Here is a 13,881-nt window from a genome sequence, read left to right on the forward strand (position 1 = left end):
GACACTAATGAAACATAAAAATTTAATGGTTTACGGTACAGGTTCGGATGTTGGTAAGAGCGTTATTGTGGCAGGATTATGCCGTATTCTTAAGCAAGATGGTGTGCGAGTTTGCCCTTTTAAATCTCAAAATATGGCCTTAAATTCTTATATCACCAAAGATGGAAAAGAGATGGGACGTGCCCAAGTGGTGCAAGCAGAAGCCGCAGGGCTGGAGCCTGATGTGATGATGAATCCTATATTGCTGAAACCTTCAACAGACCGCAAGGCACAAGTCATCTTGCATGGAAAAGCTTTACGCAATATGGATGCTCGAGAGTATTTCACCAATCGTGGTGCTATGAAAATAGAGGTTATGAAGGCTTATAACAAGATACGCGAAAACTATGATGTATCTATTATCGAAGGAGCTGGAAGTCCTGCTGAGATTAATTTGAAAGTAGATGACTTGGTCAATACCGGTATGGCAGAAATGGCTGATGCGCCAGCTGTTTTGGTTGCAGACATTGATAAAGGAGGCGTTTTTGCCTCAATATATGGAACGATAAAACTTTTGGAAAAACATGAAAGTGCTCGTATCAAAGGGGTTATTATCAATAAGTTTCGTGGTGATGTAACCTTACTTGAACCAGGGCTTCGTATGATTGAAGAAAAAATCAATATTCCTGTTCTTGGCGTTATCCCTTATATACAACTGGGTATTGAAGAAGAAGATGGTTTTGGTGATAGGCATTTAGAAAAAAAAGCACGTGGGGCAATTGATATCGCCGTTATTGTACCTAAGCGCATTTCAAATTTTACCGACATGGATGCCCTTTTGAGACACAGTGATGTAACCGTGCGTTATGTTCGAAAAGTACATGAGATTGAAAATCCAGATGTTATTATCTTGCCAGGGTCAAAAAACACTATCGAGGATATGCTGGATCTTCAACAAAGAGGCATGGCCGAAGCGGTGATTAAACATGCAAAAAATGGGGTGATTATCTTTGGTATTTGTGGTGGATTTCAGATGTTAGGTCAAAAAATTCAAGATGAATTTGGAATTGAATCTTCCATTCAAGAAATAACCGGACTGGGTCTTTTAGATATCGAAACAACGATGTTAAAAGAAAAGACAACGACGCAATTTGAAGGCTTACTCAGTTGTAATACAGGTTTTCTTCAAGGAATGACTAAATGCCGTATCAAAGGATATGAAATCCATCAAGGCATCACGTATGGCAATGAAGCCAATTTATTTGAAGGTACTGAGGCATTACTCGGGGCAATACGGGACAATGTTATAGGAACCTATATCCATGGGGTGTTTGATAATTCTGACTTTACCACTGAATTTTTAAATCGTATTCGTGAGAAAAAAGGCATTACAAAAGTCGATGAAGTCTTTGACTATGACGCTTATAAACAAGGTGAGTACGACAAGTTGGCTTTATTGTTACGTGAAAATCTAGATATGAGAGCTATTTACAACATTATAGGAGTTGAATGATGCATCTATTAGAAGAGACTTTACTTGCTATAACCGGAGTAAATGAAGAAAACCAAAAAAACCAAAAAGAATATATTGCGACATTATTGAAGACGCCTGATGGGCTTGGTAAATTAGAAAAGATGAATATTCAACTGAGTGGAATAGAAAAAGAGTACCGCGTTAAGAAAAAAGCAGTCGTCGTGATGGCTGCAGATAATGGTGTTGAAGAAGAGGGCGTGAGTGCTTCTAAGCGTGTGATAACACAATATGTCGTTGAAGCGATGGTTGCGGGGGAAGCGTCTATTAGTTCACTGTGCAAATCATTGGGCAGTGAACTTTTTGTGATTGATCTTGGCATTGATTCGACACGTGTTTTCAAAGGGGCAATTACGCATAAAATTATGCCTACAGGGACATATAACATTCGAAAAGGCCCAGCAATGAGCCGTGAACAGGCCATTGAAGCTATTGAAGTTGGTATTGATATCGTTCGTGAACTCGTAGAAAAAGATTACAACCTTTTTGCTGTGGGTGAAATGGGTATTGGCAATACAACAACTAGTAGTGCCTGCTTAAAAGCCTTAACGAATCTTCCGTTAGTTGAACTTGTGGGATATGGCAGTGGTATTGATGAGCGAACATTAGGATTGAAAATAGCCGTTGTAGAGGATGCCGTTCGTATCAATAAGCCTGATGTGAATGACCCTATCGACATCATCCAAAAATTGGGTGGTCTTGATATCGCCGCCATGACGGGGGTCTATTTGGGTGCGGCTAGGTATAAAGTACCTATTGTTTTAGATGGCCTTATCTCAGGCGTTTCTGCCTTGCTTGCATACCGCATGAACGCGCATGCAAGAGATTACATGATTCCTTCTCACATCAGTGAAGAGCCTGGTGCAAAGTGGATAATGGAAGCACTTTGCTTTAATCCGATGCTTCATATGAACATGAAACTTGGTGAAGGTAGTGGTGCGGTACTCGTGTTTCCTTTGGTTGAAGCGGCTAGTAATCTAACACGCGATATTCGTGTCTACCCAGAGGTATAAGATGAGCTATAAATTTGTACAAAATAAAGCGTGTGAGTATTTTCCTTGTCATAAGATAGAAGAGGACACTACCTTTAATTGTCTTTTTTGCTATTGCCCTTTGTATGCTTTGGGTGAGCAGTGTGGCGGAAAATTTACCTATACAAAAAATGGAATCAAAAGTTGTGTGGAATGTGATGTTGTTCATCATAAAGATACGGGCTATGAATACGTCCAAGCGAAAATGCATTACATCATAAAACTGGCAGTACAGAAATGAACGGGATACTGTTATTAATTCAATTTATGACACGCCTTCCTGTATTTAGTAAAACAACCTATGACCCTATTGCGATTGGGCGTGCTATAAAGTTTTTTCCCTTCGTTGGTTTGCTTATCGGTTTAATTTTATGTGCGGTGTTTATGGTCATCAATCCTTTGATTGACAATAAATTAATTGTTGCCTTAATCATTGTTGTAGTTGAGATTTTACTCACGGGAGGGCTTCATCTTGATGGTTTATCGGACAGTTTTGATGGCTTGTTTAGTTACAGAGATAAAGAGCGCATCTTAGAGATTATGAAAGACTCTTGTATCGGGGTCAATGGGGCGTTAGCGCTTATTGTCTATGTGGTTGCCAAAATTTTATTTCTGAGTGAACTTGGCTGGGAATATATCGTTTTTATACCTGTCGTGGCACGTTTAAATACTGTTCTTCATGCAGGCTTAGGAAGGTATGCAAGAGAAGAAGGCATGGGAAAAAGTATTGTGGATGAAACGAGTATCCAAGGCGTATTTTTTGCCATTTTGAGTGTCTTAGTCATAGGCTTTATCCTCCTAGGTTTAGATGCGCTTTGGCTTGTTGTGGGTGCTTTGAGTTTTGGTTTTATGAGCCTTTATTATATTCAAAAGCGCATTGATGGCATCACAGGTGACACGATGGGAGCAGTATTAGAATTAACATCTTTAGTTGTGTTATTTATAGGAGTACTTTTATGAAAACAGAAATTTACCTTCTTCGCCATGGAGAGACAGGATTAAATAGGCAAAAAGTTTATTTTGGCCATTTAGATGCTGCTATGAATGAGTTAGGCAAAGAATGTATTGCGCATGTGGCAAATAACTTTTTTGGGCCATTAGATGTGATTATTTCTAGTGATTTGGAGCGTTGTGCCGAGTCAGCAAGAATATTTAGTCGCTCAAAAAAGATTAAGGTCACCTATGATCAGCGTTTACGTGAATTGGACTTTGGTGTCTTTGAAGGACGAACCTATGCGTCATTAATGGAAGAGTTTCCCAAAGAAGCTGAGCAGTTTTTTAGTGGCGATTATGATTTTGTGATACCCAAAGGTGAAAGTGTCAAAATGCTTTTTGAACGCACATATGAAGCGTTTGAAGAAATCATAGCAAACCATGCTGGTAAGCATATTCTTATCTCAACACATGGTGGCGCGATAAGGGCAATTCTTTCTCGCTACCTTGCAGGCAATAAAAAAGCTTACTGGAAGTTTGCCGTTGAACATGCTTCTTTGACAAAGCTCGTCCATGAAGATGGCTTTGTGTACCTGGAATACCTAGGAAGAGGAGAGAAAATTCAACAATTAGCCGTGAGTACAAAGATGAAAAAAGGAGCATGAAATGAAAAAAACTATAATGCTGATCTCTATGATGATGATAGTGTTTATATTTAATGGGTTTACGCTGTTTCAAAACAAAGACAAAAAAGCGATTCTTTTTGTTAATTTTGGAACGACATATAATGATACAAGAGTCGCTACAATTGATACGTTGCAGAAAAAAATAGCAGATACCTATAAAGACTATGATGTTAGATTGGCGTATACATCAAGACAAATCATTCGAAAACTCAGTGAGCGTGATGGTATTCGAATCGATACGCCCGAAGAGGCTCTTAAAAAGTTAAAAGCTGATGGATACGGTACGGTTATCGTTCAAGCAACGCATATCATTAATGGTGAGGAAGCGGATTATCTTAAACGCGAAGTTGCCTCCCTAAAAGATGATTTCTATGTCATTAAATTAGGTCATCCACTTTTGACGCATATTAAAGATTATGAGTTGACAATGAAGGCGCTTCAGTTGCAATATTCTGAATTAAAGGCAGATGAGGCTGTTGTGCTTATTGGACATGGTACACATCATCCTTCTACCTCTGCGTATGCCATGATTGATTATTTCTTCCAAGACGCATCTCAAAATGTCTATTTTGGAACCGTGGAAGGGTTTCCCTCTTATGACAATGTTCTCACAAGACTTAAGAAAAATGGTATTAGAACAGTAACTTTGATGCCGTTTCTATTTGTAGCAGGCGATCATGCAAACAATGATATTGCCGGTGACGAAGAAGATTCTTGGAAAAGTATGCTTTTAAAAGAGGGTTTTAACGTCAATGTTTATCTTCATGGCTTAGGTGAAAACGAAGCGATTCAACAGATTTTTATTGAGCATATTGAACATGCAATTACGAATAAAGAAATAGATATGAAACGAAAGAAAGCAGGTTATGCACTTGGCAAGTAAAACACATTTTCTATCATCCGACACCAAATTTTTAGTTTGGACGCTTGGTGGAATTTTATTAACGCTTAGTGGCGTGATTGCATTTGCCGGAATGGGATATATCGATATCCCCTTCTTTGATGTCTGTAAAATCATGATAGGCAGTAAAGAAAATGTAATAGGTTCTACGGAGTGGTTTGTCGTGCATGATATACGATTGCCACGTATTTTAACAGCGATTTTAACCGGCGTTGCATTAAGTTTAAGTGGGCTTGTCTTTCAAGGGGTTCTCCTTAACCCTTTGGCAGACCCTTATACTTTAGGTATCTCCTCAGGTGCATCATTTGGTGCCGCATTAGCGTTGTTATTAGGATTGAGTGGCGTGATGATTCAAGGAAGTGCTTTTTTCTTTGCGATAATCAGCCTTGGAATTGTGTTGCGTTTGGCAACGTTTGAAGGGCGCATCATTCCTGTATCGTTGATTCTATCCGGTGTTATCATTGGAGCTTTTTTCTCCGCAGGGCTTAGTTTTTCAAAATACCTAGCAGGGGATGAAATAGCGTCTATTTTCTTTTGGTTATTAGGTAGTTTTCAAGGTAAAACATGGATGGAAGTGATGATTCTTTTGGCTGTTGTTTCCTTTGGCTCTATGGTGATTTACTTTTATGCCGAGGAAATCAATATTTTGTCATTGGGAGAGAAAAATGCTAGCTCAATGGGCGTAGATACACACCGTGTACGTCTTATTTTACTCGTTGTTGCCTCATTGATGTCCTCAGTGACCGTATCTATTTGTGGGATTATCGGTTTTGTGGGATTGATAATCCCTCATATGATGCGATTTTTAGTGGGAACGGACAACAAAAAACTCATCATTGTTTGTTCTTTGTGGGGCGGAATTCTTCTCTCAATGGCTGATAATGTTTCTCGTGCGTTACTTCCACATGAAGTCCCTATTGGGATACTCACAGCGCTTTTAGGTGCACCATTCTTTGCCATAGTTTTTAGAAATAAGATGCGAGGGAAAAAGAGATGAGTGCTTTACATGTAAAGAATCTTGGCTATAAAAGTGGGTCTACTTCTATCTTAGAAAACATCAACTTGAGCCTTGAGGTGGGAAAATTCTATGGAATTTTGGGGCCTAATGGCAGTGGTAAAACAACACTATTGGATTGTTTGGCTGGTTTAGTACCAAAATCACATGGTGAGATTGAAATATTTAATGTGCCTTGTCATACCTATTCTCGTAAAGAGTTCGCCCAACAAATAGCACTTGTTCCTCAAAATTTTGATATTTCCTTTCCCTATAAGGTTCAGGAAATCTTAGAAATGGGACGTTATCCCTTTAAAAAAAGAATGCATGGGCTTTCAGCAAAAGAGTATGCCTTAATTGATCAGATTAAGGATGTTTTTGAATTGAACTTTTTGGTAGATAAAGAGGTTACAAACCTCAGTGGTGGAGAAAAGCAACGCGTGGCTTTCGCTAAAGCATTAATTCAAGATACGCCTATTTTATTTCTGGATGAATCAACATCAAACATGGATCCTTATTTTGCACATTTTGTTTTAAAAGAGGTGCAAAAACGAACGAAGAATGAACAAAAAACAGTTCTTGCGGTCTTTCACGATATGAATCTTGCCTCACGTTATTGTGACGAGATCATCATGCTTAAAGATGGAGGACTTTTAGAAATGGGTACTACAAAAAAAGTATTAACACCGATCAATATCAAAAGACTTTTTGGTATCGAAAGTATTGCCGTTCATGATAACGACAAGAGCTATATTATTCCAGTTTAAGGAGCGAAAATGAAAATATTATGGTTAGTGGCTTTGCTGATATCAAGCCATCTTTATGCGCTAGAAATTGAAGATCAGAATGGAAACAAAATTATTTTTGACAAACCTTTTAAACGTGTTATCTCTTTATATCCTGCACATACAGATCTTATCGATGATTTAGGAGCAGGAGCATTATTAATAGGTGTTTCTATTGATTTAGATAATCCTGATAAATTCAAAGATATACCTACGTACTCCTATTATGATAATGCAGAAAAGTTCATTAGTGCAAAGCCTGATCTTATCTTGATTCGACCAATGATTGCCAATAAATTCAAAGGTATGATAGACCTTTTAAAATCACGAGGAATTGAAGTTGTTTCACTCCAACCTTCAACCTACCAAGAGTTACCAACGTATTGGAATAAGATTGGAAAATTAGTAGGAAAAGAAGAAGCTTCCACTCGATATGTAGAATCTTTTGAGAATGAAGTTGCAAAGATTAAAGCTAAGGTAGCTTCCATTCCTAGTGAAAATAAAAAAGGACTTTTCTTTGAAACGCGTCATAAAGATTTTTTGACAACCAGTCCTGGAAGTATGCCTTATACAATCATTGAGATTTTAGGTGTAAAAAATATTGCGAAAGATGCTAAATCAATCAGAAATGGTTCCACTGTTGCGCCCTATGAGATTGAAAAAATTCTTTCTCATGCGCAGGATATTGATGTTTATATCGCACAGAATGGAGCGATGAACCGTGTTAGTGAAGAAGATATTTATAATACACCTGGTTTTAAAGCAATTAATGCCATCAAAAATAAACACGTCTATTTAATTCCTGAAGAGATCGTTTCAAGGCCCACAAAAAAATTGCTTGACGGAATGTGGGCACTCGGTCAGATTATCTATCCCAATTATTTTAAAGAAAGGATTTAACCATGTCGTATGAAAGACGGCCAATGAGTATTGAACAAAAGAGTTTTGAGATTATTACCCAAGAGATGGGAAGTGCTATTGATGCCTTTGATGCTACGTTGCAACCTGTTGTTAAACGTGTCATTCATACCACGGCTGATTTTGAGTATACCGATCTTTTAGATTTTTCTGATGATGCAGTCCAGAGTACGTTTGATGCCCTCAAAAGTGGATGTAAAATCTATTGTGATACCAATATGATTGTTAATGGCCTCAGTAAAGTTGCCTTAGGGAAATTTTCTTGCAAACCGTACTGCCTTGTGAGTGATGAAGATGTCAGTAAAGAAGCTAAAGAACGTGGTGTTACAAGATCAATTGTAGGCATGGAACATGCGGCAAAAGATCCAGAAACTAAAATATTTTTAATCGGCAATGCCCCAACAGCACTTTATACTCTATTGGAGATGATTAAATCAGGTGATTGTGCAAAACCTTCCCTTATCGTCGCTGTACCTGTTGGATTTGTGGGAGCGGCTGAATCTAAAGAAGAAGTTCTAAAATATGATGTTCCTTATATTCGAGTAAGAGGTAGAAAAGGTGGAAGTACGGTTGCCGTTGCTATTTTACACGGTCTTATCTACCAAATTTTTCAAAGAGAAGGCATCTAAAAAATGCAAAAGTATGTGATTCATGAGGGAAAGAAGCTTCGATACGGTTTTACGACTGGCTCATCCGCTGCAGCTGCTACAAAAGCGGCATGTATGTTATTAATGAATGCGCCTTTAAAAAAAACCGTTGCAATCACTTTACCAACAAATGAAATATTACACATACCTATTTATACGGCAAAGAAAGAAAAAGAGTTGGCAATTGTTACTGTTATTAAAGATGGTGGTGATGATGCAGATGTGACGAGTGGACTAGAAATAGGAGCACGCGTCTCTTTTTCTGAGGAGAGAGGCATTCATATCAAAGGAGGCGAGGGTGTTGGTGTGGCAACTAAAAAAGGCTTACCTATTGGTGTAGGCGAACCCGCTATCAATCCAGTCCCTCAAGTGATGATTAAACAAAGCGTGATTGAGGTGATAGATATTTTAAAGCAAGGGATTGAAGTAGAAATTTTTGTTCCAAAAGGTGAAGAGATTGCCAAGCGAACGCTTAATTATAAATTAGGAATTCACGGGGGTATTTCCATATTGGGATCAACTGGTATCGTTAAACCTATGTCTGAAGAAGCATATAAAGACTCTTTGTCTATTGAGTTAAAAGCAATGTACCAACAGCAAGATACCGATACCTTTGTCTTTACCTTTGGTAATTATGGACGCAAATTTGCCACAAACAATCTTGGATTAGTGGATGAAAATATCATCATTATCAGTAATTTTGTAGGATTTATGTTGGAGAAGGCCTGTGAGTTTGGTATCAAAAAAATACTGTTTGTTGGCAATATCGGAAAGATTGTCAAAGTAGCTGGAGGTATATTTCATACCCATAGTCGCGTATCGGATGCAAGGCTTGAAATTATGGCGGCAAATGCAATAAAAGCAGGAGAAAAACTTGATGTTATTCAAAAAATACTCAAAGCCAATACCACAGAAGAAGCAGTGGAAATGTTAAACAGAAAAGATACGTTTGACATAATGGCACAAGAAATACGAGAAAAGTGCGAAACTCATGTGAGACGTAGTGGATATGAGTTAGAGGTGGCTGCATTGATTTATTCAAGTGAACAGGGAGAATTAGCGCGAACGGATAATTTTTATGTTGGAAATCATACCAATGCTTAAGATTCATATACTTGGAATGGGTCCTGGAAGTATAGATTTTATTGCACCTTATGTGCTGACATGTATAAAGGACGCAGACATACTTATTGGTGGAAAAAGACATTTTCAAGAGATAGAAGTGGAAGCATCAGGAAAAGTCTGTCAATACATAAGTAGTGATTTATTAGGACTTGTGGATTACATCAAAACAAACAGAAATAAAAAAATTGCGGTATTGGTCTCTGGTGACCCAGGATTTTATAGTTTTTTAGTGTATTTAAAAAAGCATTTTAGCAATGAGGAGTTAGTGGTAATACCAGGACTTTCTTCTATGCAGTATATGTTTTGCAAGATTGGGTTACCTTGGCAAGACGCTGTGATTAAAAGTCTTCATGGTAAAACGTTTGATTTTATTGAAGCTTTAAATGATTCTGGACTTGTAGGGGTGCTAACGGATAGTGCTTTTACACCTCAATTGATCGCAAAAGAGTTAGTAACTCACGGACTAGGAAACGTATTAGTATATGTAGGAGAAGAACTTTCTTATGCGGAAGAAAAAATAACAACGATGATAGCAACGCAAATGGCTAATAATGAACGAAATTTTGGCATGAATGTTGTGGTTATTGAAAGGACTGAAAATGTTTCATATAAAAGATAGTGAATTTATTAGGGGCAATGTGCCTATGACAAAAGATGAAGCACGTGTTGTTTGTATATCAAAACTTGAACTTGATAGCAATAGTGTCTTGATTGATGTGGGTGCAGGAACAGGTAGTGTCGGTATAGAGGCTAGTAGGTATTTAAGCTCTGGTAAAGTCATTGGTATAGAAGTTAATGAAGAAGCCAATGCTTTGATAGAAGCAAATCTAAAAAAATTTGACATAACGAATTACGAGTTATACAAAGGTTATGCTCCACAAGAACTACCAACTATTGCCTTCGATGCCATGTTTATTGGTGGCTCTAAAGGGAAACTTGGTGATATATTTCAGTATTTTGATGATCATGCCAAAGTAGGCGCTAGGTTGGTTATTAATGCCATTGTCCTTGAAACTTTTACTAAAACACTTAGTTTGATGAAAGAGTATGGCTTTCATGACATTGAGGTTGTTTCATTAAATATCTCAAAAAATAGATTACTTGGTCAATATAACATGATGATGGCTGAGAATCCTATATTTATTTTAAGTGCGAAAAAAGGAGAAAAAAATGTCTAAATTAATAGGAATTGGTGTAGGAGTTGGCGATCCTGAAATGTTAACCATCAAAGCAGTGAATGCTTTAAGAGAAGCAGATGCGGTCATCTTACCAAGGGCTAATACGAAAACGTATAGTACGGCTTTTGAAATTGCAAAGCAGTATATGAAAGATGATATTGAAAAAATCTATGCAGATTTTACAACGGTTGATGATGATAAGCTTAGAGAAGAAGATAGATTACTGTATGCCAAGGTAGTCAATGATTGTATTAAAGCTGGAAAAACAGTAGCGTTTATCACCATTGGTGATCCTATGACGTTTAGTACTTTTGTTTATGTCATGGAACTTTTAGAAAAAGATGTAGAAGTCCAAACTATACCAGGGATAACATCATTTGCTTCCATTGCTGCACGTCTGAATACTCCACTTGTTATGGGTGATGAAACACTCAAAATAGTACCTATTTCAAAAGATACAGATATTGTAAAAGAGATTAATAGCTCTGATAACGTTGTTTTTATGAAAGTTACACGTAACCTTGAACGACTCAAAGATGCTTTTAAAAAAACAGGCAACATGGATAATGTCGTACTTGTTTCTAATTGTGGAAAAGCGGATGAAAAAGTAATTTATGATCTTGAAAATATAACGCGTGAGGATATCTCTTACTTCTCAACCATTCTCCTTAAAAAAGGAGGGCTGAGTTATGTCTAAAGTTTATTTTATAGGAGCAGGGCCGGGTGATCCTGAACTTATTACTATCAAAGGTCAGCGCCTTGTAAGGGAAGCAGATATCATCATATATGCGGGCTCGCTTGTTCCTATAGAAGTTATTGCATGTCATAAGGAGGGAGCAGAAATTTATAACAGTGCCAGTATGGATTTGGATGAAGTGATGGATATTACTATTGCAGGTGTTAAAGAAGGAAAAAGTGTTGCAAGAGTTCATACAGGAGATCCTTCTATCTATGGGGCTCATCGTGAACAAATGGACATTTTGGAGAGTCATGGTATAGATTTTGATGTCATACCAGGTGTTAGCTCATTTTTAGCATCAGCAGCAGCCCTTAAAAAAGAGTTCACGCTTCCAGATGTATCGCAAACGGTTATTTGCACACGATTAGAAGGTCGCACTCCCGTTCCAGAAGCAGAATCCTTAGATAAATTAGCCTCTCATCAAGCTTCTATGGCTATCTTTTTATCCGTTCAAATGATTGATAAAGTAGTGGAAAAACTTGTGCTTCATTACCCGCCTAATACTCCAGTAGCAATTATTCAGCGTGCTAGTTGGCCGGATCAAAAAATTGTTGAGGGAACGCTTGAGACTATTGAAGAAAAAGTCAAAGAAGCCAATATCACTAAAACAGCGCAAATTCTTGTGGGATGGTTTATGGGAAATGAGTACTCTAAATCTAGGCTATATGACAAGTATTTTACCCATGAATACCGAGAAGGTATGGCACGCTCATGAAAAAAGAACTTGCCATTATTAGCGTAAGTAAGCAAGGATTAGAGAAAGCAAATTCTTTACATGTAAAGAACGCAGACATTTATGCCTTGCCAAAATACAGTGATGGCAAGTGCATAGAGATGATAGAGGGTTTTACACTTACAGTAGAGCGAATTTTTTCTCAATACAAAACGCTTTTGTTTATCATGGCTAGCGGGATTGTGGTTCGTACCATTGCGCCACTTCTTAAAGGTAAAGATATAGACCCCGCTATTTTGGTGATGGACGAACAAGGTATCTTTGTAAACTCTTTGCTTAGTGGCCATTTAGGTGGAGCAAACGAGATGGCAGAAATCATTGCCAAAGCATGTGATGCAATTCCTGTGATATCAACAGCCTCTGATGTCAGTCATAAAATAGCCGTTGATACGATTGCTATGAAATTAAATGCAAAAATAGATTCTTTGAAAAAAGCAAAGAATGTGACTGCTTTGATACTTAATGGGCAGAGAGTAGCGCTATGTTTACCTGAGAATATAGTCGTTGAGAATAAAAATATATCAGGGGTTATTGTGGTGTCAAATAAGTTACATGTAGAGATGAGTCAAATTATTCCACAAAATATCATAGTGGGTATTGGGTGCAAAAAAGATATCCCAAAAGAGGCGATTATTGAAGCTGTCAAAAAAGAGTTTAAAAAATTAAACCTTAGAGAAGATTCGATTAAACATTTTGCGACAGGATGGGTAAAAGCAGAAGAAAAAGGTCTGCTTGAAGCCGTTAACTATTTTGAGCGAGAGCTAAAAATAATAGAAAAAGAAGAAATAAGAGCAGTACAAGATAAATTTTGTGGATCAGATTTTGTAGAAAAAACCATTGGTGTACGCTCCATCTCAGCACCTAGTGCCTATGTAAGTTCTAGTAAAAAAGGAGTGTTTTTGTTAGAAAAAAATAAAAATTGCGGAATTACCATTTCGATTTATGAAGAGGAAGTTGGAAATGAAAAATAATATTTATGTTGTAGGTATCGGGCCAGGCTCATTGGAACATTTGAGTTTTAGAGCATATCATGTTTTAAAAGAGGTAAATGTCATCATTGGGCATAAAACCTATGTCAATTTAGTAAAAGAGTATTTTCCTGAGAAAGTGTTCATTAAATCAGGAATGAAAAGAGAAGTGGAGCGTTGCCTCGAGACTTTGGAAATAGCCAAGAGTGGTAAAAGTGTCGCCCTTATCTCTAGTGGTGATGCCGGAGTTTACGGCATGGCGGGCATTATGCTAGAAATTGCTCTTGATAATGGCTTTAATGTAGAAATTATCCCAGGGATTACCTCTGCCAATGCCTCCGCTTCAGTCGTAGGTGCACCCATTATGCATGATCATGCGACGATTAGTTTGAGTGATTTATTGACGGATTGGGAGCTCATCAAAAAGCGTGTTGATTTGGCATCACAAGGAGATTTTGTGATCTCTTTTTACAATCCTAAAAGTAAAAGTCGTCTAACTCAAATTGCTGAAGCAAGAGAAATTATGCTGAAGCATAAAAATAAAGATACGGTTGTTGCCATTGTGCGAAACACGGGACGAGAGGGCGAAAATCACGTTCTTACATCATTGGAAAATATGTTAGAGCATGAAATTGACATGTTTACGACGGTAATCGTTGGAAACTCAAAGACGTTTATCAAAGAAAACAAAATGATCACTCCTCGTGGGTATCACTACTAAAACAGGAAAAAA

At 37.6% G+C, this 13,881-nt stretch carries 17 protein-coding genes; all 17 read left to right on the top strand.

Features of this window, described 5'->3' with window-relative positions; translation table 11 throughout:
* Positions 1 to 7: 7 nt before the first annotated feature.
* From SJPD1_RS07545 to cobJ, 17 genes are read left to right on the top strand one after another with little or no spacing between them, the layout of a single operon-like run.
* On the top strand, positions 8 to 1,492 hold the full coding sequence (locus SJPD1_RS07545; RefSeq protein WP_025344680.1) for a cobyric acid synthase: 1,485 nt from the start codon (positions 8 to 10) through the stop codon (positions 1,490 to 1,492).
* Positions 1,489 to 2,523, top strand: coding sequence for a nicotinate-nucleotide--dimethylbenzimidazole phosphoribosyltransferase (gene cobT, locus SJPD1_RS07550; RefSeq protein ID WP_167748976.1), 1,035 nt, complete (start codon positions 1,489 to 1,491; stop codon positions 2,521 to 2,523). Before SJPD1_RS07545 ends, cobT begins: the two co-directional genes overlap by 4 nt.
* Before the next feature lies 1 nt (position 2,524).
* A complete protein-coding gene (locus tag SJPD1_RS07555; protein WP_025344682.1) occupies positions 2,525 to 2,782 on the top strand; it encodes a cysteine-rich small domain-containing protein in 258 nt (85 codons plus the stop codon).
* Positions 2,779 to 3,501, top strand: coding sequence for an adenosylcobinamide-GDP ribazoletransferase (gene cobS, locus SJPD1_RS07560; protein ID WP_025344683.1), 723 nt, complete (start codon positions 2,779 to 2,781; stop codon positions 3,499 to 3,501). The genes SJPD1_RS07555 and cobS overlap by 4 nt, the downstream gene beginning before the upstream one ends.
* Positions 3,498 to 4,139 (top strand): histidine phosphatase family protein, encoded by a 642-nt coding sequence (locus SJPD1_RS07565; RefSeq protein ID WP_025344684.1) that lies wholly within the window; start codon positions 3,498 to 3,500, stop codon positions 4,137 to 4,139. Before cobS ends, SJPD1_RS07565 begins: the two co-directional genes overlap by 4 nt.
* Position 4,140: 1 nt before the next feature.
* On the top strand, positions 4,141 to 5,043 hold the full coding sequence (locus SJPD1_RS07570; RefSeq protein WP_025344685.1) for a sirohydrochlorin cobaltochelatase: 903 nt from the start codon (positions 4,141 to 4,143) through the stop codon (positions 5,041 to 5,043).
* Entirely contained in the window at positions 5,033 to 6,058 is a 1,026-nt protein-coding gene (locus SJPD1_RS07575) for a FecCD family ABC transporter permease (protein ID WP_202819543.1), read from the top strand. The genes SJPD1_RS07570 and SJPD1_RS07575 overlap by 11 nt, the downstream gene beginning before the upstream one ends.
* Complete coding sequence (locus SJPD1_RS07580; protein WP_025344687.1) at positions 6,055 to 6,822, top strand: ABC transporter ATP-binding protein; 768 nt, start codon at positions 6,055 to 6,057, stop codon at positions 6,820 to 6,822. Before SJPD1_RS07575 ends, SJPD1_RS07580 begins: the two co-directional genes overlap by 4 nt.
* A gap of 9 nt (positions 6,823 to 6,831) precedes the next feature.
* Entirely contained in the window at positions 6,832 to 7,740 is a 909-nt protein-coding gene (locus SJPD1_RS07585; protein WP_025344688.1) for an ABC transporter substrate-binding protein, read from the top strand.
* A 2-nt stretch (positions 7,741 to 7,742) separates the two neighbouring features.
* On the top strand, positions 7,743 to 8,387 hold the full coding sequence (locus SJPD1_RS07590; protein WP_025344689.1) for a precorrin-8X methylmutase: 645 nt from the start codon (positions 7,743 to 7,745) through the stop codon (positions 8,385 to 8,387).
* Positions 8,388 to 8,390: 3 nt separating this feature from the next.
* Entirely contained in the window at positions 8,391 to 9,509 is a 1,119-nt protein-coding gene (cbiD, locus tag SJPD1_RS07595) for a cobalt-precorrin-5B (C(1))-methyltransferase CbiD (RefSeq protein WP_025344690.1), read from the top strand.
* Complete coding sequence (cbiE, locus tag SJPD1_RS07600) at positions 9,484 to 10,149, top strand: precorrin-6y C5,15-methyltransferase (decarboxylating) subunit CbiE (RefSeq protein WP_202819544.1); 666 nt, start codon at positions 9,484 to 9,486, stop codon at positions 10,147 to 10,149. The genes cbiD and cbiE overlap by 26 nt, the downstream gene beginning before the upstream one ends.
* The gene (gene cbiT, locus SJPD1_RS07605; RefSeq protein WP_025344692.1) at positions 10,130 to 10,708 is read left to right on the top strand and encodes a precorrin-6Y C5,15-methyltransferase (decarboxylating) subunit CbiT; all 579 of its coding nucleotides are present in this window, start codon (positions 10,130 to 10,132) and stop codon (positions 10,706 to 10,708) included. Before cbiE ends, cbiT begins: the two co-directional genes overlap by 20 nt.
* Complete coding sequence (gene cobI / locus SJPD1_RS07610; protein WP_025344693.1) at positions 10,701 to 11,405, top strand: precorrin-2 C(20)-methyltransferase; 705 nt, start codon at positions 10,701 to 10,703, stop codon at positions 11,403 to 11,405. The genes cbiT and cobI overlap by 8 nt, the downstream gene beginning before the upstream one ends.
* Positions 11,398 to 12,162 carry a precorrin-4 C(11)-methyltransferase gene (cobM, locus tag SJPD1_RS07615; RefSeq protein ID WP_025344694.1) on the top strand — a complete coding sequence of 255 codons (765 nt, stop codon included), beginning with the start codon at positions 11,398 to 11,400 and terminating at the stop codon, positions 12,160 to 12,162. Before cobI ends, cobM begins: the two co-directional genes overlap by 8 nt.
* Positions 12,159 to 13,151, top strand: coding sequence for a cobalt-precorrin 5A hydrolase (gene cbiG / locus SJPD1_RS07620; protein WP_025344695.1), 993 nt, complete (start codon positions 12,159 to 12,161; stop codon positions 13,149 to 13,151). Before cobM ends, cbiG begins: the two co-directional genes overlap by 4 nt.
* On the top strand, positions 13,141 to 13,869 hold the full coding sequence (gene cobJ, locus SJPD1_RS07625; protein ID WP_025344696.1) for a precorrin-3B C(17)-methyltransferase: 729 nt from the start codon (positions 13,141 to 13,143) through the stop codon (positions 13,867 to 13,869). Before cbiG ends, cobJ begins: the two co-directional genes overlap by 11 nt.
* The last annotated feature ends 12 nt before the right edge of the window (positions 13,870 to 13,881 follow it).

Source organism: Sulfurospirillum diekertiae (assembly GCF_002309535.1).
GTDB classification, from domain to species: Bacteria; Campylobacterota; Campylobacteria; order Campylobacterales; family Sulfurospirillaceae; genus Sulfurospirillum; species Sulfurospirillum diekertiae.